The sequence below is a fragment of the Roseofilum sp. Guam genome (assembly GCF_017746735.1).
GTDB classification, from domain to species: domain Bacteria; phylum Cyanobacteriota; class Cyanobacteriia; order Cyanobacteriales; family Desertifilaceae; genus Roseofilum; species Roseofilum reptotaenium.
Genome location: NZ_JAGHZN010000022.1, coordinates 1 through 22,384 on the forward strand (window position 1 = coordinate 1; position 22,384 = coordinate 22,384).

Consider the following 22,384-nt stretch of genomic DNA (forward strand, 5'->3'; position numbering starts at 1 on the left):
TGAATGCTCTTTCCATAAAAGACTATTTGACTCTTGTTTACATTATAGCCCCTTCAATGTAAGACCGGCAAGTTAAAACTTGCCCGCTCGCCTTCATCCCCAGAATGAATTCACGGGGTTTTCGGCATATCTCTTATAATAGTTTAACGTAAGTACGGGAGTTTAATGAGGTGCATGCCCAATTACCAATCCATCAGGCGATCGCACCATGTTAAACTGAAATAAACCCTACGTTCTTGAACCCATGAATGATTCCACCCTTTCTTCGGAACCTAAGCTCGACAAAGTAGAAATTTCTATCGCCTTAGACGCAGAATTACTCGAACAAATCCAGCACTTAACCAACGACCCTTCAAGAATTATTGAAACAGCCATTCGTCAATGGCTCAAAGGCTCAAACCAAAGGGATGATGAACTCACCCGTACTCTGATCAAAAATCCTCCCCTACCTCCCAGAGGTGAATGGAACGATTAAAACCCAAGGCGACCAGGATTAATGGGAGTACACTGGGATCTTAGGCCATCAGATCCCCAATCGGTTCTAAGAACCTTAAATTGTCAACCCTCAGATGCGCTGAATCGGTTATTCCTCAATCTAGAAAATCTAAGCTACTCTAGGTTAGAGGTCAAATGTCTGTTCAATTCACCGACACCAACTCATGAATGCTTCCTCCCATGCATCCATTTCCACCCTAAACGAAACCAGCCTTTCTAATCATCTAGAGACGGGAGACCTAACACCGCCAAGTCTGTCCGAATTGGGTGCTGAATTAAGCTTTATCCATAATACCTCTGGTGAGTATCTAGCCTTTCAGTGGACTCAAGGGGAACGCTACGATTTAGCTCCTGAGAGCTTGGTGGGGCAATTGATGGAAAATACCCTCTACCCCATTCCCATCGATGCCTATTTGGATCGAGTGCGCCAAGTCTTGGAAAATAAATTACCGGATCGTTTTAGCTATCCCTTTCAGTATAGAGAATGCTACTTCCTCTTCGATCTGGTGGTCACTCCAGTGCTAACCTCTCCCTTGAAAGCCAATCAAGTTTTGGTTCTTGGGCGACTCCTCTCGAGCGCTGTAGGGTCTCAATCCTTTGCCAGTAGCTCAGATCCACCGCAGCAGGGAGAGCGCAAAACCAGCGATCATTATCAGACGCTTTTAACTCGGATCACCCGCAAAATTAGACGGACGCTAGATTTAGAAACTATCTGCAATCAGACGGTGGAAGGCTTGGGTATTGCTTTAAACTTAGAAAGCTGTGCGATCGCCCAAAAATGCCTAGAGACAGAACACCTCAAAGTAGTTGCCCACTATACCCATCAAGGGGGCCATTCCCAAGTGGGCCGTTTGCTCCCCTTAGAGAATAACTCTCCCTTAATTGATGCCCTATCGAGCCTAGACCCCTTAGCCTGGGTAGAATCAGAGGATAAGGAGTCTTTAGAGTCTCGGTTAGCTGTAGCCACCTGCTATAAGGATCGCCCCAATGGGTTACTGTTGTTATCCCCTCCCATCAGATCCGACCCGGATCAAGCCTATTTGTGGTCAGCCGAAGAGATCGAGTTGGTGAGGGAGTTGGCCGATCAAGTGGGAACGGCGATCGCCCATGCTACGCTCTACCAAGAACTAGAATTAGCCAGAGAACAAGCTGAGGAAGCCTCTCGACTGAAAAGTGAATTTTTGGCCAATACGTCCCATGAACTGAGAACCCCCCTCAATGGAATGATTGGGTTTCTGAAGCTGATCCTAGATGAGATGGCTGATGATCCCGAAGAGCAAATGGAATGGGTGCAAGAAGCCCATAAGTCTGCCTTGCATCTTTTAAACTTGATTAATGATGTGTTGGATCTGGCTAGAATTGAAGCCGGAAAAATGCAGATCGATATCAGTCCGGTAAATTTGGATGAATTATTCACCAACCTGGACAACTTTACCCGACCTCAAGCAGAAACGAAAGGGTTAAGTTATGAAATCAGTCGCACCCCAACCCGCGATGAAGTGATGATTACGGGCAATTATCAACGTCTGCTGCAAGTCTTGTTAAATTTAGTTGGCAATGCGGTTAAATTTACTCATGAAGGGGGCATTACCATTACCGCAGAAGTGATCGCGAAGAAATTCCAAGTTGGAGATCGGGAGCATCCAGGGTTTGTCAAGGTGAGTGTGGCGGATACCGGAATTGGCGTACCTTTGGAGAAGCAAGAGCAACTGTTTCAAAATTTTTCTCAAGTGGATGGATCTCGCACCCGTCAATATGGAGGAACCGGATTAGGATTAGCCATTTCTCAGCGTTTGATTGAAACCATGGGGGGGGAAGTGAATTTCTTTAGTATGGGAGAAGGATTAGGCTCGACCGTAACGTTTACGGCTCCCCTGGGACAATTGCCCGTAATTGTGAAGGAGTAAAATCATGGAGAGGGTTTGATGGTAGATAAAGGATTGGAAGTCAGTTCAAGTTCTGACCATCGGCATGGGGCTTGCTCTAATCCAGAGATGTTAACAGTGATGGCGGCGATCGCCAATGCTATCCTTTACGAAGAACTCGAATCAGCCCGAGCGCAAAGCGAAGAAACCTCACGACTTAAACAGCAACTTCTGAATAAGGTTTCCCATGAGTTTAGAACACCGCTCAATGGCATGATTGGTTTTCTAAAGCTTATCCTTGATGGTATGGCTGACGATCCCGAAGACCAAATGGAGTTTGTTCAAGAAGCTCATAACTCAGCGCTGCGACTGTTGAATCATATCGAGGACTTTCTGGATTTAGCGAAACTCCAAGCTGGCGAAATGACGATTGAGCTAAGTTCAATCCATCTGGATGAGCTATTGAGAGATGTAGAAAAGTTTACCCGATCTAAAGCCGAGGAGAAAGGTTTAGAGTATAGTATTTCTGCTCCCCCGACCCGAGATGAGGCGATCGTGGTGGGTAATTATCAAGGACTGCTACAAGTGATGTTAAATCTGATCGGTAATGCCATTAAGTTTACCCATGAGGGGGAAATTACGATTCGAGGACAAGCGATCCCTCAAAAATATTCCGCCCTAGGACGCGAGTACCCTGGATTTGTCAAGCTGATTATATCGGATACCGGCATTGGTGTGGCTCTAGACAAGCAAAACAAGCTATTTGAGGCATTTTACAAAGTTGATGGATCGAATACGTCCAGATACGAAGGTACAGGCATTGGATTAACGATTTCCCAAGGATTGATGGAGTCCATGGGATGTGAAATTGATTTCTTTAGTATGGGGGAAGGATTGGGATCGACTGTAACTTTAACGGTTCCTCTGCAACAATTACCGATCCTGATTAAGGACTAGATAAAGTCGGTGATTTAATCCATTCGCAATCAGTAATAATACTGAAAAGACTGATGGACTCTTCTAATAAGCAGGCATGACCACTATGGGGTAAATCAATGACTTGAGCATGTTTAAGATGTTGTTGTAAATACCGGGATTCGGAGACTGAAGGTAACAAGCGATCGCTCCCGCTGGCTAGAATGAGCGTTGGTTGCGTGATTTCGTAAAGATCCTGGACATCGAGCGTAAATTGACGCAGTAAAGATAACCGCCAAGCAGAGGTATCAGCCGGCACATTACAAAGAGCAGACCAAAGGGATTGGCGATCTTGGGGCGCGATCCGAGGCAGGGCAGCCAGTAAAAAATAAACAGCAACACTGCCAACATTATAGATGCGATCCGGAATCCAAGGCACAATGGACTCCCCCAGTGCCATCCAAGGACGACGATGGAACGAAGAAGCGGGATTGACCAAAATTAAACGAGCAATCAATTCGGGTGCTTTGAGAACCGTTTTTAGTGCCAAACAGCCCCCAAAAGACTCGCCACATAAATACACCTGCCGGTTGACTCCAGAAGCTAATTGAGCTTCAATCAAATGGATGAGGCGATCGCTCAATCCGTCCCAATCGAGGCGATCATTCACTGGAATTCTCAAAGCACACACCTCAAAATCCTGTTGCAACTCTTGCGCCTGACGAGCAAACAGCGATCCCCAACCATCCATACCCGGTAAGAAAACCAATAAATCAGCTTCGGGACGCACCGCGCTGAATTGGAGAAAATGAGGAGAACCATTAGACATAGGAAAAAATCAAAATATAGCCTTGGGTATTCAAGATCAACAACAAATGCATTGATCCCTAAAGAAATATTAATTAATCCTAATCATAGATGAGGCACTTTTCCTGTGAATTCCCTTATTTTTCCCTTAATTAGCCGCTCCTCCTGAAGCTTGAAGCCACAAGCTGCTCTTTTCTCTAGCCCTCTCCAGTCTGTTATCTTAGTCTCATCTGGAATTAATTGGCCATCCAGACCAACCTGAGCGATTAAGGCTACAATTATAATCAATTCCCTTTATTGATCAGTTGAGTAAAATCTTTAGTAAAATCCATAAAATCACCTGACCGGTTGATTCAACAAAACAGATCATTAAAAAAAGTCATCTTAATCTTCCATGAACTCTGAGTATCCAACAAAAAAGACCTTTACCATTACAACCCCTCTATACTACGTCAATGACTTGCCCCATATTGGGAGCGCCTATACTACCATTGCCGCAGATGTTTTAGCTCGCTACTGGAGACTTCGGGGAGAAGAAGTCTTGATGATTACGGGGACAGACGAACATGGCTTAAAAATCCAACGAACTGCTGACGAGCGCGGAAAAGCCCCCCAGAGCCATTGTGATGAAATTGTCCAAGGGTTTAAAACGCTTTGGCAAAACCTCAATATCCAGTACGATCGCTTTAGTCGCACAACAGCAGCTAAACATCATCAAATTGTGCAAGAATTCTTCCAACGAGTTTGGGAGAATGGGGACATTTATCAAGGGGTACAACAGGGATGGTATTGTGTTTCCTGCGAAGAATTCAAAGAAGAACGAGACCTACTCGACGACCACCGGTGTCCCATCCATCCCAACAAACAAACAGAATGGCGAGATGAAAATAACTATTTCTTCCGTTTGTCCAAATATCAAGACCAGTTAGAAGCATTTTATAATGAGCATCCCGACTTCATTCAACCGGAAAGTCGTCGTAATGAAGTCTTAAGCTTTGTGACTCGAGGACTGCAAGATTTTTCCATATCGCGGGTTAACCTCGATTGGGGATTTCCTGTACCTACGGATAGTGACCAGACCCTTTATGTCTGGTTTGATGCCCTATTAGGCTATATTACTGCCTTACTCGATCCTGAAGATGCTCCCAGTTTAGAGAATGCCCTAAGGCGGTGGTGGCCGATTCAAACTCATCTAATTGGTAAAGATATTCTCCGCTTCCATACCGTCTATTGGCCAGCGATGCTCATGTCTGCGGGTCTCCCTTTACCCCGACGAGTCTTTGGGCATGGCTTTCTGACGAAAGATGGGATGAAGATGGGGAAAACCTTGGGCAATACCTTAAATCCCTATGAGTTGGTGGATCAATATGGGGCTGATGCGGTTCGCTACTATTTTCTCAAGGAGATTGAGTTTGGTAAGGATGGGGATTTTAATGAAACCCGATTTATTAATGTTCTCAATGCTGATTTGGCCAATGATTTAGGGAATCTGCTCAATCGGACACTAGGCATGACGAGAAAATATTGTCAGGGTCAAGTGCCCGCTATATCTGGCGATCGGATTCCGGATGATAACCCTCTCAAAACCCTGGGAACCTCCTTGAAGTCAAAAGTAGATCTTGGTTACAATGCCCTAGCTTATTCCCACGCCTGTGAAGCCATTCTGGGTCTAGTCCAAAGCAGCAATAAATATATTGATGAGCAAGCACCCTGGACATTGCACAAACAAGGGCAAAAAGAAGCAGTCGCAGAAGTTCTCTATTCGGTGCTAGAATCTGTTCGTTTAGCCGCCTATCTTCTCTCACCGATTATTCCTGAGATTAGCACCGCGATCTATAATCAATTGGGCTTTAGTGTCGATTTTAATCAGACGGTAGATCTTCAGAAGAAAATTCCCTTTGACACTCATGCCCAATGGGGTATTTTACCCGCTCAACAAACCCTAGGAAACCCCAAACCGGTTTTCCAACGTTTAGAATTAACTCAAGCGTGAATTTGATATAATCACGAGCTTTACTTTCACTTCCAAACCACCATAAAACTATAAGATTTTAATAACTGAGGTATAACAATGATGTATGAATCGATGGAACAAAATCAAAGTCTCTGTACTCCAGAACAAGTGCTTTCCAATCGAGGAACCGTAGCCATTTTTATTGATGGTTCTAATCTGTTTTATGCTGCCCTGCAACTGGGGATGGAAATTGATTACACTAAGTTATTGTGCCGCTTAACCAATGGTTCTCGGTTGTTACGGTCATTTTTCTATACGGGTGTCGATCGCACTAACGAGAAGCAGCAGGGGTTTTTGTTATGGATGCGTCGCAACGGCTATCGAGTGATTGCCAAAGATTTGGTGCAACTGCCAGATGGTTCTAAAAAAGCGAATTTGGATGTAGAAATTGCAGTTGATATGATGGCTTTAGTGGGATGTTACGATACGGCGGTATTGGTCAGTGGCGATGGAGATCTGGCGTATGCAGTGGATTCAGTGAGCTATCGAGGGGTACGGGTAGAGGTGGTGAGCTTGCGATCGATGACCAGCGATAGTTTAATTAATGTGGCCGATCGCTATATCGATCTCGAGAGCATTAAGGAAGATATCCAGAAAACCCCCCGGCAAAACACCTATTCCTATCGTCCCTTATCCAGCTTAAGTCTGATGGATGAACGACAGGAAAAACGATAATCTTCGCTGTACAGAAATCATAGGTCATCGATCATGGGCAAGAAAACTGGCAATCCCATTGAGGCTGGCATCTCTAACCTAGGGATCGGAACTGGGCTGTCCTTAATTTTGGCGATCGCTTTATCCGGCTGTGGTGGCTCGAATACACCGGATCAGCTCATGCAAGCAGCATCGGATGCAGAATCATCCGATGATATTCAACTGGTCTTTAAAGACATCACTCTAGAACAAGGAGACGATAAAGGTCAGTTACTTTGGAAAGTGGAGGCCAAGTCAGCTACCTATAGTGAAGATCGACAAATTGCCACCGTAGAAGAACCGTCAGGGGAATTGTATCAAGACGGAAAATTGGTCTATCGAGTGCAAGCGAAGCGGGGAGAAGTTCACCAAGATGGGAATTTGATTTTACTCAAAGAGGATATCAAAGCGATCGCCATTGAAGATGAAGTCGTGTTAGAAGGGAATGAACTGGAATGGCGACCCCAGGCGGATGTTTTGGTGGTTAAAGATACGTTAACTGGCTCCCATCCCCAGGTCGAAGCCAAAGCCGATCAAGTCAATGTCTATAGCCGCTTACGGCAAATGGAATTGATCGGCAATGTAGATGCAATTACCCGTACTCCTCAGTTACGGATGACCACGGAACACTTAGTCTGGTTAATGAAAGATCGGAAAGTGGTGGGATCGGTTCCCCTAGAAGTGAAGCACTATGAAGACGAAGAACAAAAATTAACTGAAATCCCAGAAACGTCTCCTAGCCACACCGCCTTAGCTGGGGGAAGTTTAGTAGACTTAGAGAATGAATCGGTCACCTTGATGAATCAAGTCACATTAACCGCTGCCGATCCAGCCTTAGAAGCCAAAAGTGATTCCATGACATGGGATCTCAAATCCGAGTCTGTGGGAGCCAATCAAACCATTACCTTAGAACATCTGGATGAAAATCTGACCTTAGTGGGCGATCGCGGTACAGTGGATTTAGGCAATAAAGTCGCCTATTTAACGGAAAATGTCCGGGTAACCGGAGGTAAAAATCAGTCCGATCTATCGGCAGAAAGTGTCACCTGGTCTTTTGGAACAGAACAAGTTGAAGCAACCGGAAATGTGACCTATCGTCAAGTCAATCCCCCCTTGTTTCTGCAAGGAGCCAGAGCCTTTGGTCAGTTACAAGATCAAAATATTACTGTAAGCAGTGGCGATCGCACGAGAGTGGTAACTGAGATTATCCCTTAGATACAGCACTGTTTAATTGGAGATATCCCCAAGTTCCGCCTCTAAACAGGATTACATATTCGGCGGGCATTCCCGATCCCGTATTTCCCCGTCCTTCTTGATACCATTCTCCCTGTAACGTCACCCGTGCTAATCCATGGGAGAAGGAACTAGCATCGCTAAAATGAGGGGGAATTACAAACGTTCCAGTTTGATCGATAAATCCACATTTTGGCCCGAATCTCACCATCGCTAAACCTTCAGAAAATGGTTCTACGGGAGAATAGGGTCGATCGCGAACATCCTCTAATCCGTAAAATTGGGGGGCGATCGCGATTTCTCCCGTTTTATCGATATATCCCCATTTCTTCTCCCATTCTTCTCCCATTTCAATGGCTGCCAGTCCTTCTGAAAACTTTTGGATTCTATGGGGCGTTTCCAAGACTAGATTGCCTGTGCGATCGATACATCCATAAACGCCGTTCAATCTCACCACGGCTAAACCATCCGAAAATCGATCGGCTTGCTCAAATTGGGGTTCAACGATCGCATTTCCCTGGTTATCCAGATACCCATAACGCCCATTGCTCCAGATCACGACTCGCTCCTCAGAAAAGCGATATCCCCGCTCTAATTCCGCCGGAATTACCCAGTTTCCCGTGGTATCAATATACCCATATTTTTCTCCCACTTTCACCGCAGCACGGCCATTGTAGAAGCGATCGCTCGATTCAAATTGGGGTTCAATCACCACCTGACCTGTTGGATCAATATATCCTGATTTTCCCCCTTTTCGCACTAAACCCAAACCTTCCGAAAAGGGAGCAGCCATCTCCCATTCTGCGGGAATGACCAAATTTCCTTCCTGATTCAGATATCCATACTTCAACCCAGAATGGGTCTCTGTAGAGACTGGAATTAGGGGGTCTGAAGTGGGCAATTCACGCTCAATCTCAAAGCCCCACTCTAAGATTTGATAGTGACGATCGAATTCAATGGGTTGACCGTTTAGGTTGATTAAATCATAGCCCAATTGACCCGAAACAAGGGCTACGCCTTGAAAGAAATGAGACGCTCGACTAAATTTGGGTGCGATCGCCCAATGTTCTCCTCCTCCGATAGCAGATAAAGGAACTGTATTCCATATCCCTAGCGTTTGACATAAAATGGCGGCCACTTCTCCCCGTGTTGCTGGTTGATTAGGGCGCAATTTGCGGCGATCGGGAAAATTAACAATGAGATAGCCAAATAATGCTGCGGTTAACTTAGGTAGGGCATAATGGGGAATCTCTTGGGCATCATCAAAATAGAGTTTGAGGTTCGTTTTGCTAACGGTAACGGTTGGGGGAATCTCTAACTTTAAATGGGACGCGATCGCAATCAACACTTGAACCCGAGGAATGGGTTGCTCTGGCTTAAATGCCAAACCCGGATAACCGACTAAAAATCCTTTAGAAACAGCGGTTTGAATTGCTTCATAGGCCCAATGACTTTGGGGCACATCCACAAAATTTTTCCGATCTCGAATGGGTTTAGCACTGGAAAACACATTGCAGAGCAAAACGGCAAATTCAGCGCGAGTGACTAAACCTTCTGGTCGAAACGTGCGATCGGGATACCCTTGAACCAGGTTTAATTCTGCTAATTGGGCGATCGCTGCTTTTGACCAATGAGCTTCAATATCAGAAAACATCAGGTTATCGGCGATCGTAAATAACGGTTAGCTTTGACTGGGCGATGATCTGGCAAACTTAAAGACTCAGAAAGGGTTACTACTCTACATTCAACGGTAATCGTAGTTCCCCCATAGCCATAGGCCAAATTCTCAGCAACAAAGGAATCGCGAGGGCTAAATAATTGTAGTAATACCCAAGAATAGGCTATCCACAAGACAAGACCAACGATTAACCCATTAACTTCCATCATTACTCAATATCCTCATGCCCAGATATTTAAAGTTGCTTATCATTCATTATAAGACCTAGGGAACCCTGAAGTTGCTCATTTATTTAACGAAATATTACAAGCGATCTCTTCTCCGGCTCAGTCCATGGAAGTTAAGATAATCTATATATTTCCCCTGGCATTCTTCATCAATTGCTACCTTAGAGATAAATATCCGTTTTCAAAACTTCTCAAATTTCAGGTTTTTAGATATGGTCTTTGACCTTGCCCATCTCCCCTATTGGATCTTTCTCGGTTTAGGAGTTGTCTTATTTTTACTGGTCATTTTTTCTGGAGGTGGAGATAGTGATGGCGATGTAGACATTGACGCTGATGCAGATTGGGATACTGACCTAGATATGGACGTAGAAGCAGACGCTGAAGGTGGTTTTAGCGCTCTGCAAGCATTAGGATGGTTAGGCTTAGGAAAAGCCCCCTTATTGCTATTATTGGCGATTGATTTCAGTCTTTGGGGGCTTCTGGGATGGGTTCTAAACCTACTCTTAGGAATTCCCACCGGACTATTCGGGAATGTGGTTTTAATCGTCTCCTTAATCTTAAGTCTATTCGGGGGAAGTCTAATTTCTCGACCCATTGGCAAACTGTTTGCGGCATTTGGGGAAGATACCCGTAGCGATCGCCTCATCGGATGCATGGGAACTGTCGCTTCACCCACTCTCCCCCAACAGCCCACCACGCAAATTGGCCAAGTGGATGCGATCGATTCAGCTAATAACTTAGTCAGTATTAACGTCCAGCTCCCCCAATGGGCAACCCAAATTCCTCAACGGGGCGATAAAGTCATCATTATCGAATATTCTGAACCTTTTTATCTAGCTATCGTGAAAGATAGTGCAGATGAAACACGCTGGTTAGGCTAACTTGAGTGCCTGTGAATCTTCATGCACACGTTCTGGTTGTGTATGCTCTTCATCCTTGAATAGAACTATCCAATTTTCAGGTATCACCCGATTATGAAACAAACCATTATCGAACAATCCTCCCAACCCCTACTCGCTCAGGTTCCCCTTGTCCAAATGGGATCGGCAGGTATGCTTTTAGCTGGCGGTTCCTTGGGATTTGTCTTTCTATTGATCTTAGGGATTATTGCTTATACAAGTGTTTACAAAATTACCCCTAACAACGAAGCTTTTGTGCGGACTGGGGGCGTTTTCATTAAACAAAAACGAGTCTTTCTCAACGGGGGATGTATTGTCATTCCTGGCTTTCATGAAATCACCCGCGTTCCCTTACGAGAAATTTCTATCGATGTGGAACGCACGGGTAATTTAGCGGTGCGGACTCAAGACTATTTAAGGGCAAACATGCGCGTCACCTTTTATGTGTGTGTTAGTGCTGATAAACAGGATGTCTTAACGGTAGCGGCTCGTTTATCGAAGCAAGGCAATATTTCAGCAACTGATATTAAAGAAGCACTGGAGAAACGTGCAGATGATGCCATTCGTGCCGCTGCCAAAAAGAAAAGTCTAGCTGAAATTGACTCGGATAAATTGGGATTTGCGGATGAAGTTTTAAACCTGATTCAACAGGACTTGAAAAAAGTTGGCTTAACGCTCAACAACATTGCTATTTCTGAGATCGAAGAAAGCGATACCTATGATGAAAATAACTTTTTCGATGCTCAGGGTGTGCGTCTGAGAACAGAAACGATTCAGAAATCGATTCAGCAAAAACGGGAAGTAGAACTGAAGACGAAAGTTCTGATTGAGCAACGGGAACTGGATGCCGAAAAACAATCCTTACGCATTGCGAAGGAGAAAGAAGAAGCCAAGTTAGATCAAAAATTAGAAGTGGAATCGATGACGGCTCAACGGGAACGGGAGATTCAAGAATCGAAAGACCAAGAATTGGCGAAAATTGAACGGAATAAATTGTTGCAAAACAAGTCTGTTGAAGAAGAAAAAATTCAGCAACAGTTAGCAGTACAACAGAGTCAAATTGATGCTAATATTGCTTTGGAAGAGCGCAATAAACAGTTGAATATTGCCCAAGCTCTGCAAAAACAAGAATCTGAAGTTGCCGAAATTAATCGTCAACAAATGGTGGAATCGTCCCAGCTTAAAGCACAGATTGAAATTGCGGCGGCGGAACGGGAATCGAAGATTGCCCAACAGGAAGCGGCGATCGCCATTGTAGAAAAAGAAAGGGAACGGTTAGCTGCCGATGCCGAACGCGCCCAAGCCGAAGCCGCCGTTATTACCGCCCAAGAAATCGAACAAGCGGAACGGGCACAACGGCTAACGGCGATCGAAGCCGAAAAAGAAGCTCAGAAACAACGGATCTCCGAACAAAACGTAGTTGAAATCGATGTTTTCCGTCGTCGCAGACAAGCCGAAATTGCCCGCCAAGCCGCCGAACTCGAAGCTGAATCAATCCGTACCCTAGCCCAAGCCAACCGGGATAGAGCCTTAGCTGAAGCCCAGGGAGAACAAGCCTTAATTGAAGCCAGAAATGCCCTCTCCGATGCCAAACTCTCCGCCCAACTGATCTCGGAAATCTGGCCGGCTCTAGCGCCCCATATTCCTGAAATTGTCAAAGGACTCACGCCCCAACCCGGTATCTTGGGCGATACCCGCATCTATTCTTTCCCTGGAGCCAATGGCAACAACGGCAACGGCATGGGCGATATCAACAAGCTCCTGATGTCCACCAGTGGCTTATCCTTAGTCAATGCCCTGATGGACGAGGGAAAATTGGGGGCACTGCTCCAACAAATTAGCCAAATGGTGCGTAACCCCAATCCTCCAGAAGCCAGCAGCCAAAACTCCCAGCCTAAAACGGAAGTATCCAACCCAGCACCGGCTTCAGAAAAGCCATCAAAGGCGATCGCCCCACCCAAGCGGCAACCCATGAAACCCCCCTCAGCGCCAGATAATCCCACTGCCAGCTAAACCCTATTCAGGGCAGATGAGCTGCCCTGATTTCCTCCCCCCCTTTTTGCCCTTACTCCCCATCTCCCGATTCCCCCACTCCCCACTCCCTATTTTCAAGTGAATTTGATAGGCTAATTAAATCTATTTTGGGAAACGCAAGAGAGACAGTGGATATTCAAATTGGACGGGGAAAAACAGCCCGCAGAGCTTACGGAATCGATGAAATCGCCCTAGTACCCGGTCTTCGGACGCTCGATCCGACTTTGGCCAATACGACCCTAACCTTGGGTGGGATAGAACGGGAAATTCCCATTATTGCCAGTGCCATGGATGGGGTTGTGGATGTAAAAATGGCTGTAGCCTTATCTGAGTTAGGCGCAATGGGAGTCCTAAACTTAGAAGGAATCAATACTCGCTACGACGATCCAAACCCCATCTTAGACAAAATTGCCTCGGTGGGAAAAGACGAATTTGTATCCTTGATGCAACAACTGTATGCCCAACCCATCGATCCAGAACTGATTACCAAACGGGTCAAAGAAATTAAGGATCAAGGGGGTATCGCGGCAGTGAGTGCCACTCCAGTGGGAGCAATTAAATACGGTCAGGTGGCAGCCGAAGCAGGGGCAGACCTGTTCTTTGTCCAAGCAACCGTCGTCTCCACCGATCACCTCTCCCCGGAGTCCGTCGCACCTTTAGACTTGGCACAATTCTGCGAACAGATGCCCATTCCAGTCATGTTAGGCAACTGTGTGACCTATGAGGTGACCTTGAAGTTAATGAGAGCGGGGGCTGCTGGTGTTTTAGTAGGCATTGGGCCAGGAGCTGCCTGTACATCGCGGGGCGTTTTAGGGGTAGGCGTTCCCCAACCGACGGCGATCGCCGATTGTGCAGCGGCACGGGATACCTATTACCAAGAAACGGGTAACTATATCCCCGTAATTGCCGATGGCGGCATCATCACCGGAGGCGATATTTGTAAATGTTTAGCCTGCGGTGCAGATGGAGTCATGATCGGCTCTCCCTTAGCCAGAGCCAAAGAAGCTCCCGGCCGAGGCTATCACTGGGGTATGGCTACCCCCAGCCCTGTATTGCCCAGAGGCACCAGGATTCGGGTTGGCTCTACCGGAACTCTAGAACAAATCCTGCGAGGCCCAGCTCAGTTAGATGACGGAACCCACAACCTACTGGGTGCAATGAAAACCAGCATGGGAACCCTAGGCGCTCAGACCATTCGTGAAATGCAGCAAGTCGAAGTTGTGATCGCCCCCTCCTTACTGACTGAAGGCAAAGTTTATCAGAAAGCCCAACAACTGGGGATGGGCAAATAGCTCCGGTTTTCCTCAACGAAAGAAATCTGAGAACGATTCCTACAATTTGTACAGAATTTGGGGAAAAGTCAAATCTGTTGTTTACAATGGGGTATAGCGGAGACGCATGATGTTTCCGTTCACTCCTCACACCACACTCCGCCTGAACAGTTTGTTCAGGCGGTTTCTTATTTAAACGGAGCGATCGATTACAGGCCTTTGATCATTACTCTAGGAGGAACGCTAAGAGCCGCTTTTAAGCTGCCGGTTATTCTGGCGCTAAATTGTGTTAATATTTCAGAAAGCTAGAGTGCGGTACACCTAGACACCTTTAAGAGTTTAGGTAGACAGCGTAAGGAATAGACCCCTAAACTGGAATATTCCTTAATCACCTCTGACGATGGGGTCGTCTATGTAGACTCGCCAGCGGCTTGCCGAAGGCTAGACTTAAATGTGGAAAGGCTAATCAAAGACCGTAAACTGGCTACATCTATTAGTGATGCATGTGGATTGAATACCCTAAAGAATAGGGACATTTACACTTTCCACTTCGCGGACATCAACAGGAGAACCCCCATTCTTAGTGGGTGGGAGAAATCTTGCCAGCTAATGGAAGTTTCTTAAATCAATAATTCCCTTGTTCTGTCTGCCAACAGGTAGAATTTAGACTGGGGAGTTCCAAGATAGAATTCCTGATGTGCAATGTAGGATAAGGATTACCCCTAATGACAGCAGCAGCACCCGTTACAGATACCAGTTTTGATAAGGAAGTGCTTCAAAGCCAAGTTCCAGTTTTAGTTGATTTTTGGGCCCCCTGGTGTGGCCCCTGCCGCATGGTTGCACCTGTGGTGGAAGAAGTAGCCGAACAGTTTGATGGGCAAGTTAAAGTGGTGAAAGTCAACACGGATGAGAATCCGAATACGGCGAGTAAGTATGGTATTCGCAGTATCCCCACTCTGATGATATTCAAAGATGGCCAGCGTGTCGATATGGTGGTTGGTGCGGTTCCTAAAACCACTTTGATTACAACGTTGGAAAAACATCTAGGAAAAAGTGGTGATTCAAATAGCAGTGAGAGTGCCCCTGAAGGTGAGCAAGGATAAGGACTAAGCCCAATACGTCATGGGTGAAATTCGGCAAATGGGCTTTTCTGAGGTGGTATATCTTGCCAAGTGAAAAGCCCCTATGCCGAGATGAATATGTTCTCAGCTCTAAATGCATCTATAGGGTCACCACAAATAAGACCTAAAAGATACGACACAAAGTTTTGATTAGGTTTCTCAAATGAGAAGCCTAGTCTACTCATGCTTACTCCTGTTTACTCACAAACTGTAAATTCCGGATGACTTTATCCTCCTCAGATGCTCACGCTACACTCAAAGCGAATTTATTAGATCTTTTAGCTCAATTGCCACATTTAGAACATGGCAAATGGATAGAACAAGCTCTGATCAGTATCCTAACCGTTGCAGGAGAAGAGATTGACCGCTTAGACTGGAAGATTTTAACCGCTTCTCTACAGGATATGGAAAGAGCCTTTCAAATCTTCTCTACCTATCGCCACGTGCGTAAGATTAGTATTTTTGGCTCTGCTCGTTTACCGGCTCATGCCCCAGAATACCAGATTGCCCTAGAATTTGCCGGGAAAGTTGCCCAACAGGGCTTTATGGTGATGACTGGAGGTGGGGGCGGAATTATGCAAGCGGGGAATGAAGGTGCAGGGTTGGAGCACTCGTTTGGACTTAATATTCAGCTTCCTTTTGAACAGGGATCTAATCCTTTTGTAACTGAAGATAAACTGATTGAGTTTAAGTATTTCTTTACCCGTAAACTATTCTTCTTGCGAGAAACAGATGCGGTAGCCTTATTTCCTGGAGGATTTGGGACACAAGATGAAGCGTTTGAATGTTTAACCCTCTGCCAAACCGGAAAAGCAGGGCCGATGCCTTTAGTATTATTGGATAAACCACGAGGACAGTATTGGTACGGATGGGAGAACTATCTGAGAGATCACCTCTTAAGCCAACGTTTGATTAATGGGGAAGATTTAAGTCTGTATACGATTACAGATAAGGTAGATGTAGCGTGTCAGGCGATCGCCCAATTTTATCGCATTTATCATTCAAGTCGCTATGTGCGCGAGCAATTCGTGATTCGCTTGAATACAGAACTCTCGGATACAGAGGTAGAACAGCTCAATCAAGAGTTTAGTGATATTTTAGTGAGCGGTCAAATCAAAAAAACCAAAGCCTTACCAGAAGAGCGTCTCAATGATGTTCATCACCTACCCCGATTAGTCTTATACTTTAATCAACGGGATCATGGACGGCTTTATCAAATGATTAACCGGATTAACCAAATGGGTCAACCCTCTGAGGAGGAAAATCATCCAGAACGTAAGTAATGAATGGGGAATAGGGAATGAGGACTTACTTGAATTACTTATAAAACCCATTTAGGATCTTTTGAAGATGTCGCCAGCCTCTTGAGCATGAGTCTCACAAAACAAAGATTCACTTTGGCAGTAGCATTCTCTAAAGTTCTCTCAACGTTTTTAACGAGACTTTTACACTTTTCCATCCCAGCATTACTTCTTTTAATAACCCACCGAGCTTTGACTGGCATAAACCCAGATTTTTCTTTTGAGCCTCTGAAAGTTTTTGTCATAACTCAATCTCGATCTTACTCATAATCTCAGGATAGATTTTCTCCAACTCCTCTTTTATTTTTTGGGGATGATATCCAGGGTCGAGGAGTAGGGGGTAAGTCTTTGGGTAACTCACCCCAGTTGCAACCATTCTTGAGTTGCTACAAGATTCCGTCAACCATTTCTCTGTTGTTCCATTTCGGAGGCTTAGTTTTTTTCTTCTTCGGTAGTAGGAGTTCGATAATTTCCCCTTCCGAGTCGGTTAGACTGCTTGAGTACCTCATTTCTCCTCTGACACTATACCCCTGTTCTGTCATTCTCCAAACAAGGGGGTTCCAACCCTAATGCTTTCCTTTGGGCTTCGCAGATAAAACAAGCGATAAAACTCCGTTTCTCTTCGCGATCTCTGGCTATAATGACGCAAAGGAGTCCTAATCTCGGAAAGTTACAGCAATACAATAAGATCCCAAATGGGTTCTATATGTTTTTTGTCACGCCTTATAGCTTCCTCTTCATCTATAGATAATGTTTATGTAATTGTCACGTAACTGGTTTATTGATGGAATGCTATGACAATGTTTCCATGGATAGGTTTTCTCTATTTGTATGACCTATCTTTTGCCCATTCACTTGTGATGGAGTAACCTTGAAAAGGGCACAAATACAAATAGGGCACAGGGTCTGCTTTGCAAGCAGGATATTGGTGGTGGAAAGTCCGCTCTGCTTTTGTTTTCTCTTAATGGAGGTAAGCGGACTCGAACCGCTGACATCCTGCTTGCAAAGCAGGCGCTCTACCAACTGAGCTATACCCCCAAGAGGATTTGGAATGGGTGAAGAGATTGAAATTCACCGCACTCGATCTATTATACACATAAGACTTCATTTGAAAAGAGGTTCAGCTAATTTTTTTTTCTGGGGGGTGACCATGAGCCTTGTCGTAGCTACCTTTTACCAATTTTTTTCCTTTGCCGATTATGCCGAATGGCGATCGCCTCTACACTCGTTATGTGAAGAGCACGGAATCAAAGGAACCATCCTCTTAGCATCTGAAGGCATCAATGCCACGATCGCCGGTTCTCGTTCGGCTGTTGATACCCTCTTAACCTATTTGCGTTCTGATCCTCGATTATGGGATCTTACCCATAAGGAATCTACAGCGCCAGATTATCCCTTCGATCGCCTCAAAGTGCGCCTCAAACAAGAAATTGTCACCCTCGGTCAACCAGACGTTAATCCCAATGAGCAAGTGGGAACCTATGTCAGTCCCCAGGAATGGAACCAACTAATCGGCGATCCAGAAGTCACTCTCATTGACACCCGAAATGACTATGAAGTACAAATCGGTTCCTTCCGGGGGGCACAAAATCCCCATACTCACTCTTTTCGCAACTTCCCCGACTATGTGAAAACCCATCTTGATCCCCAAAAGCATCCCAAAGTAGCTATGTTCTGTACTGGGGGCATTCGCTGCGAAAAAGCAACGGCCTTTATGCTCAAACAGGGCTTTCAGGAAGTCTACCACCTGCAAGGCGGAATTCTGAAGTATCTTGAAGAAGTCCCCGAACCCGACAGTTTGTGGGAAGGGGAATGTTTTGTCTTTGACCAGCGGATCGCGATCAAAACCGGCTTAGTTGCTGGCAGTTATGATCTCTGTGTTGCTTGTGGTTATCCCATTTCTGAGGAAGATAAGGCTTCACCAGACTATGAAGAAGGAATTTGCTGTCCCCATTGCAGCGATCGCCTTACCCCTGAAAAACGGGCCCGCCAACAAGCTAAATACCAGCAAAGCAAACTTAAGAAAACAAAGGATAACAAATAAACAGCACCCATCCTCCAACAAAAAAGATCCCAAATAGCCAGAGCAAAAATGTCAGAGACCCTTTAACCTCCAGCGATCCCAATATGGGAGTCGCGGAGATTAGCAGTAGAATGAAAAAAGCGCCAAATAATAGCCATACAGAAGAACTATTCAAACCTATCATCATGTACTCCATAACCTAGTCAGATACTTTTATCCTAGGTTACAGTTAACACAGAAGGAAGCATTTTTAAGGTTTGCTTCTTAATTGAGTCGCCGTCATCGAGAAGGCTAGTGATCCCGTCACAAACTAGATAAACAATTCTAAGCCGAGTTTTCTACATTTTGGAAAAAATCTTCTAACAGAATTCTAATTTCCTCAATTGCAAAATCGTCTAATAAATCTGAAGTATAACGAACAAAAGACTGATACTCTTTGTCGAGTTTTGCTAAACGTTTCACCTCATTTTCCATATCCTCAATATCACCAATTCGCGCTGATTGATAGAGTTTTTTGAGTTCAGACTTTGGAGGGAATATCATTGGAAATAAATTACTTTTTTTGCTGTTTTCTGCTTGATCTATGGGATAATCCAGATGATCTAAGTCTGGACTATCAGTATACATCCAGGTCAAATTCAAGTGTTTTTTCAAACTGGCTAGTAAAATCTCTGTATCAATGGGTTTAGGAATGAAATCATTACAATTAATCCCTGGACTGTTTTCTGTATCTAAACCTGAAATGCTAGCACTTGATATAATGATTGGAATATGTTTCAACTCATTTAGATGTCGTAGAATTTGAGTCAGTTCTAAGCCATCCATCACCGGCATGAAAATATCAGTAATAACTAAATCCGGCTTTACTCTTTTAGCTTCTTTGAGTCCTTCTTTACCATCAGTTGCTTGTACAACCTCAAACCCTAGAGAGTTGAGCAAATTAACAATCAAAGAACGATGTTCCCAACGGTCATCAATAACTAAAATAGTTTTCTTTTTACCTAAATATCCAGTAATAGTATGGTCTTGAATTGGAAATTCTGCCAATATTGTCTCTTGAGCTAATAAACACTCAATCTCAAAGAAGAAGCAACTTCCTTGGTTAGCAATACTAGAAACTTGTAACTCTCCCCCCATCAATTGAACGATATTTTGACTAATGGCCAATCCTAAACCTGTGCCTTCAGACATCCGAGCTTTGTCCCCTACTTGTTCAAAGGGAGAAAATATTTTTTCCATTTGTTCTGAGGGAATGCCAATGCCGGTATCTTTTACCTCAAAGCGAATTATTGCATAATTCTGATTCTCTCTAGAACTCAGATCAATACAGGTTACCTCAAAAGTTATTTCTCCAGTATCTGTAAACTTAATTGCGTTCCCAATTAAGTTAATTAAAACTTGCCGCAACCGTTTTTGATCAATGACAATCGCCTTGGGTAAATCAAAAGAATAAATACTTTTAAAATCCAAACCTTTTTGATGCGCTTTTATTTTGCAAATTGAAGTTATGCCATCTAGAAAGTAGCTTAAAGCTAAGGATTGTTCATACAATTCAATTTTTCTCGATTCAATCTTAGCCATGTCGAGAATATCATTAATCAGGCTAAGTAAATGAGAGCCACATTCATGAATTACGTCTACTCCTTTGCGATCTTCTCCCTCCAAAGTTTTCGAGCGTTTTAAGATTTGGGTATAGCCCAAAATTCCATTGAGGGGAGTGCGAAGTTCATGACTCATACTGGACAAAAATTCTGTTTTTGCTTGGTTGGCACTATCAGCCGCTTGCTTTGCTTGTTTCAAGGCTAGTTCAATTTCTTTGCGATCGCTAATATTTTGCAGCGTTCCTTTAACCTTAATTCCTCGATCGTCCACTTGAAAAGGTTGACCAATGATACGAACCCAAATCAAATGACCTGAATGACACATCAAAGGCAGTTCTAAATCAAAGTCAGTTAAGTGAACAATCGCTTTATCAATTGCTTCTCTGAGTTTATTTTTATACCTGTTTTCAAAAAAGGATAACATCCCCTCTAAAGTTGGTACATACTCAGGTTCAAGTTGGTGAATCTGGTAAACTTCCTGAGTCCAAATCAACTCTTGAGTCTGAGGGTCGAATTCCCATCCCCCTAACTGACCAATTTTTTGGGTTTCATTGAGTAGAGCTTCACTTTTGCGAATGGTAACTGTTTGTTCTACTACTTGTTGTTCTAAATTATTAACTAAAGCTTGCAGTTGGCTTGCCATTTCATTAAATCCTTCTGCCAATTCTCCTAGTTCATCTTCGGATTCTATCGGTAAGCGATGGTCAAGAGAACCTTGTTTAAGCTGATTGACTCCTTGAGTCAGTTGGATTATTTTTTCTGTGATTCCTTTTTGGAATAATTGGGCAATGATCGTGACAAACAGTAATCCAAGCAGGACAGAAAAAGACAAGATATAGTAAATCAACTCACTCGCCTCATCAACTTTTTTTTCTGCCTTTAAGACCTCTTGATTGGTTAATTCAATAAGTTGACCAGAAATTCGATCTATATTTTTTGCTTGTAAGTCAAAATCACTGAATTTGGCTTGAATTTCACTGTCCACTTTTAAGATCTCTTCTGCTGTATTCTTATAGGATGCAAGAATATTTAACAGAGTCTTTTTTTGTTGCTGGTTTATTGTTGAATCTTCTAGTATCTTTTTCTCTAATTCTAGTAAGATTTTAAAAGTAGAGCGCATATGGCGGCGCTGCCGAGTAATCAAATACTCTTTTTGTGCCAGACGTAAAGCTTGATATTGTTCTCTCCACTGGATGTCTAGAGACTCAATGGCCTGTTTTCCCTCGTGACCTAAATGATCTAATTGGTCTTTGAGTCCTTTTCCCTCTTCCGCTAGTCGTGTAACCAATTCAACCGCTTCCATAAAAGTTGTTTCATAATGTTCGGCTGAGGCAACAAACAAATTGATATCCACATCTGTTTCTTTAAGGGAATTACTAACTTGTGGTTGCTCAATCAGTTTTTTGAACTCGGTCATTAAGCGAATGACTTCATTAATATTATCTACAGCTTCTTGGGCATAAATTTCTTTAGCCTGATTAAAACCAATTTCTGAATAGCGCAAGAAAAAATCTCTTTGATGGGTACGAGCAGCTTGCAAATGGCGATCCATCTCTAGAACTAATCTCTGAAGTTCTACACTTGTATAAATGTCTTGTGCCGCTTTATCTTGAACAACTTTAAATGCAATATAACTATTGACTGAAACCAAAAGAATAAAGCCAAATAATCCACCAAAACCGGTGGATAGTTTAGTGGTAATACTTAAGCGATTCCACCAGTGTTGGAGCTTTCTAAGTTGAGTGAAAATCACCGGTTTCATAGAATAGTTGGATCGAAACAATCAACAGTAACAAACTTAGCATTGCAATTTCGTAGTTCTTGATGGACAATTTGGAGTCTGCCATTGGGCGATCGCACCGCCACAGAGGAAAGTACCTCCAGCACCATATTAGCTGTATCGTCGGCAAAACTGTAATTAGGAGGTTCTGGAGAGTAACCATATTCACCTTCATAGGCATTTTCTACTGTCCTTAAACCTTCTGTTTGTGGCCAAGCAAAGCCCACTAATGAGTTTAAAGTCGGCTTCATGTTGCGATCGCCCTTATTGACTGCTCCACTCAAAACAACCTCACCCTCCAATTGTGCAAAGGTCTCTTCACAAGAGAGACTTAATCTCTGGGTAAATGCATCCCCATCCTTGACCGTTGCCGCCCATTTTACGCCTAGCTCTTCAATGGCAAATTTAGCAGCGACTTCCCCCACTT

At 44.1% G+C, this 22,384-nt stretch carries 18 protein-coding genes and 1 tRNA gene; 12 read left to right on the plus strand and 7 right to left on the minus strand.

The features are described from left to right. Nucleotides 1–244 precede the first annotated feature (244 nt). The 3 genes from J7529_RS10330 to J7529_RS10340 all read left to right on the plus strand — a co-directional run bounded on the left by J7529_RS10330 (nt 245) and on the right by J7529_RS10340 (nt 3,317). Nucleotides 245–475, plus strand: coding sequence for a type II toxin-antitoxin system CcdA family antitoxin (locus J7529_RS10330; protein WP_271943749.1), 231 nt, complete (start codon nt 245–247; stop codon nt 473–475). 184 nt (nt 476–659) lie between these two features. After that, nucleotides 660–2,402: a sensor histidine kinase gene (locus J7529_RS10335; protein WP_318728893.1), complete on the plus strand. Its 1,743-nt coding sequence runs from the start codon at nt 660–662 to the stop codon at nt 2,400–2,402. Between the two features lie 18 nt (nt 2,403–2,420). After that, a complete protein-coding gene (locus tag J7529_RS10340) occupies nt 2,421–3,317 on the plus strand; it encodes a sensor histidine kinase (protein ID WP_271943753.1) in 897 nt (298 codons plus the stop codon). Here the strand turns inward: J7529_RS10340 and J7529_RS10345 are convergent. After that, complete coding sequence (locus J7529_RS10345) at nt 3,307–4,104, minus strand: alpha/beta hydrolase (RefSeq protein ID WP_318728894.1); 798 nt, start codon at nt 4,102–4,104, stop codon at nt 3,307–3,309. The genes J7529_RS10340 and J7529_RS10345 overlap by 11 nt on opposite strands. 372 nt (nt 4,105–4,476) lie before the next feature. On the opposite strand from J7529_RS10345, the gene metG reads away from it, so the two are divergent. The 3 genes from metG (at nt 4,477) to lptC (ending at nt 8,004) form a co-directional block, all read left to right on the plus strand. Continuing rightward, on the plus strand, nt 4,477–6,075 hold the full coding sequence (gene metG, locus J7529_RS10350) for a methionine--tRNA ligase (protein WP_318728895.1): 1,599 nt from the start codon (nt 4,477–4,479) through the stop codon (nt 6,073–6,075). Nucleotides 6,076–6,168: 93 nt separating this feature from the next. Next, nucleotides 6,169–6,771 carry an NYN domain-containing protein gene (locus J7529_RS10355; protein WP_390890051.1) on the plus strand — a complete coding sequence of 201 codons (603 nt, stop codon included), beginning with the start codon at nt 6,169–6,171 and terminating at the stop codon, nt 6,769–6,771. A gap of 33 nt (nt 6,772–6,804) precedes the next feature. Beyond that, nucleotides 6,805–8,004 carry an LPS export ABC transporter periplasmic protein LptC gene (gene lptC / locus J7529_RS10360; protein ID WP_318728896.1) on the plus strand — a complete coding sequence of 400 codons (1,200 nt, stop codon included), beginning with the start codon at nt 6,805–6,807 and terminating at the stop codon, nt 8,002–8,004. On the opposite strand, the gene J7529_RS10365 is transcribed toward lptC, so the two are convergent. Together J7529_RS10365 and J7529_RS10370 are read right to left on the minus strand one after the other, a co-directional pair. Next, a complete protein-coding gene (locus J7529_RS10365) occupies nt 7,994–9,676 on the minus strand; it encodes a WG repeat-containing protein (RefSeq protein WP_318728897.1) in 1,683 nt (560 codons plus the stop codon). The two genes, lptC and J7529_RS10365, sit on opposite strands and share 11 nt — an antisense overlap. Continuing rightward, nucleotides 9,676–9,909, minus strand: a complete 234-nt coding sequence (locus J7529_RS10370) for a hypothetical protein (protein ID WP_318728898.1) — start codon at nt 9,907–9,909, stop codon at nt 9,676–9,678. The genes J7529_RS10365 and J7529_RS10370 overlap by 1 nt, the downstream gene beginning before the upstream one ends. Before the next feature lie 230 nt (nt 9,910–10,139). Here J7529_RS10370 and J7529_RS10375 point away from each other — a divergent pair, with 230 nt between their 5' ends. The 5 genes from J7529_RS10375 (at nt 10,140) to J7529_RS10395 (ending at nt 16,535) form a co-directional block, all read left to right on the plus strand. Further along, nucleotides 10,140–10,808: an OB-fold-containig protein gene (locus tag J7529_RS10375; protein ID WP_318728899.1), complete on the plus strand. Its 669-nt coding sequence runs from the start codon at nt 10,140–10,142 to the stop codon at nt 10,806–10,808. Nucleotides 10,809–10,901: 93 nt separating this feature from the next. Then, nucleotides 10,902–12,839: a flotillin family protein gene (locus J7529_RS10380; RefSeq protein ID WP_318728900.1), complete on the plus strand. Its 1,938-nt coding sequence runs from the start codon at nt 10,902–10,904 to the stop codon at nt 12,837–12,839. A 149-nt stretch (nt 12,840–12,988) separates the two neighbouring features. Next, nucleotides 12,989–14,152 (plus strand): GuaB3 family IMP dehydrogenase-related protein, encoded by a 1,164-nt coding sequence (locus J7529_RS10385; protein ID WP_318728901.1) that lies wholly within the window; start codon nt 12,989–12,991, stop codon nt 14,150–14,152. Nucleotides 14,153–14,856: 704 nt separating this feature from the next. After that, complete coding sequence (gene trxA / locus J7529_RS10390) at nt 14,857–15,234, plus strand: thioredoxin (RefSeq protein WP_271943777.1); 378 nt, start codon at nt 14,857–14,859, stop codon at nt 15,232–15,234. Between the two features lie 239 nt (nt 15,235–15,473). Next, nucleotides 15,474–16,535 (plus strand): LOG family protein, encoded by a 1,062-nt coding sequence (locus tag J7529_RS10395; RefSeq protein ID WP_318728902.1) that lies wholly within the window; start codon nt 15,474–15,476, stop codon nt 16,533–16,535. Nucleotides 16,536–16,573: 38 nt separating this feature from the next. Here J7529_RS10395 and J7529_RS10400 read toward each other — a convergent pair whose 3' ends face one another. Beyond that, the gene (locus J7529_RS10400; RefSeq protein WP_318728903.1) at nt 16,574–16,798 is read right to left on the minus strand and encodes a transposase; all 225 of its coding nucleotides are present in this window, start codon (nt 16,796–16,798) and stop codon (nt 16,574–16,576) included. Nucleotides 16,799–17,518: 720 nt separating this feature from the next. Then, nucleotides 17,519–17,591, minus strand: a tRNA-Ala gene (locus J7529_RS10405). A gap of 112 nt (nt 17,592–17,703) precedes the next feature. Here J7529_RS10405 and J7529_RS10410 point away from each other — a divergent pair. Next, entirely contained in the window at nt 17,704–18,597 is an 894-nt protein-coding gene (locus J7529_RS10410; protein WP_318728904.1) for a rhodanese-related sulfurtransferase, read from the plus strand. 303 nt (nt 18,598–18,900) lie between these two features. Here the strand turns inward: J7529_RS10410 and J7529_RS10415 are convergent, their stop codons facing one another. Together J7529_RS10415 and J7529_RS10420 are read right to left on the minus strand one after the other, a co-directional pair. Next, complete coding sequence (locus tag J7529_RS10415) at nt 18,901–21,939, minus strand: ATP-binding protein (protein ID WP_318728905.1); 3,039 nt, start codon at nt 21,937–21,939, stop codon at nt 18,901–18,903. After that, nucleotides 21,936–22,382, minus strand: coding sequence for a hypothetical protein (locus tag J7529_RS10420; RefSeq protein WP_318728906.1), 447 nt, complete (start codon nt 22,380–22,382; stop codon nt 21,936–21,938). The genes J7529_RS10415 and J7529_RS10420 overlap by 4 nt, the downstream gene beginning before the upstream one ends. Nucleotides 22,383–22,384 lie beyond the last annotated feature (2 nt).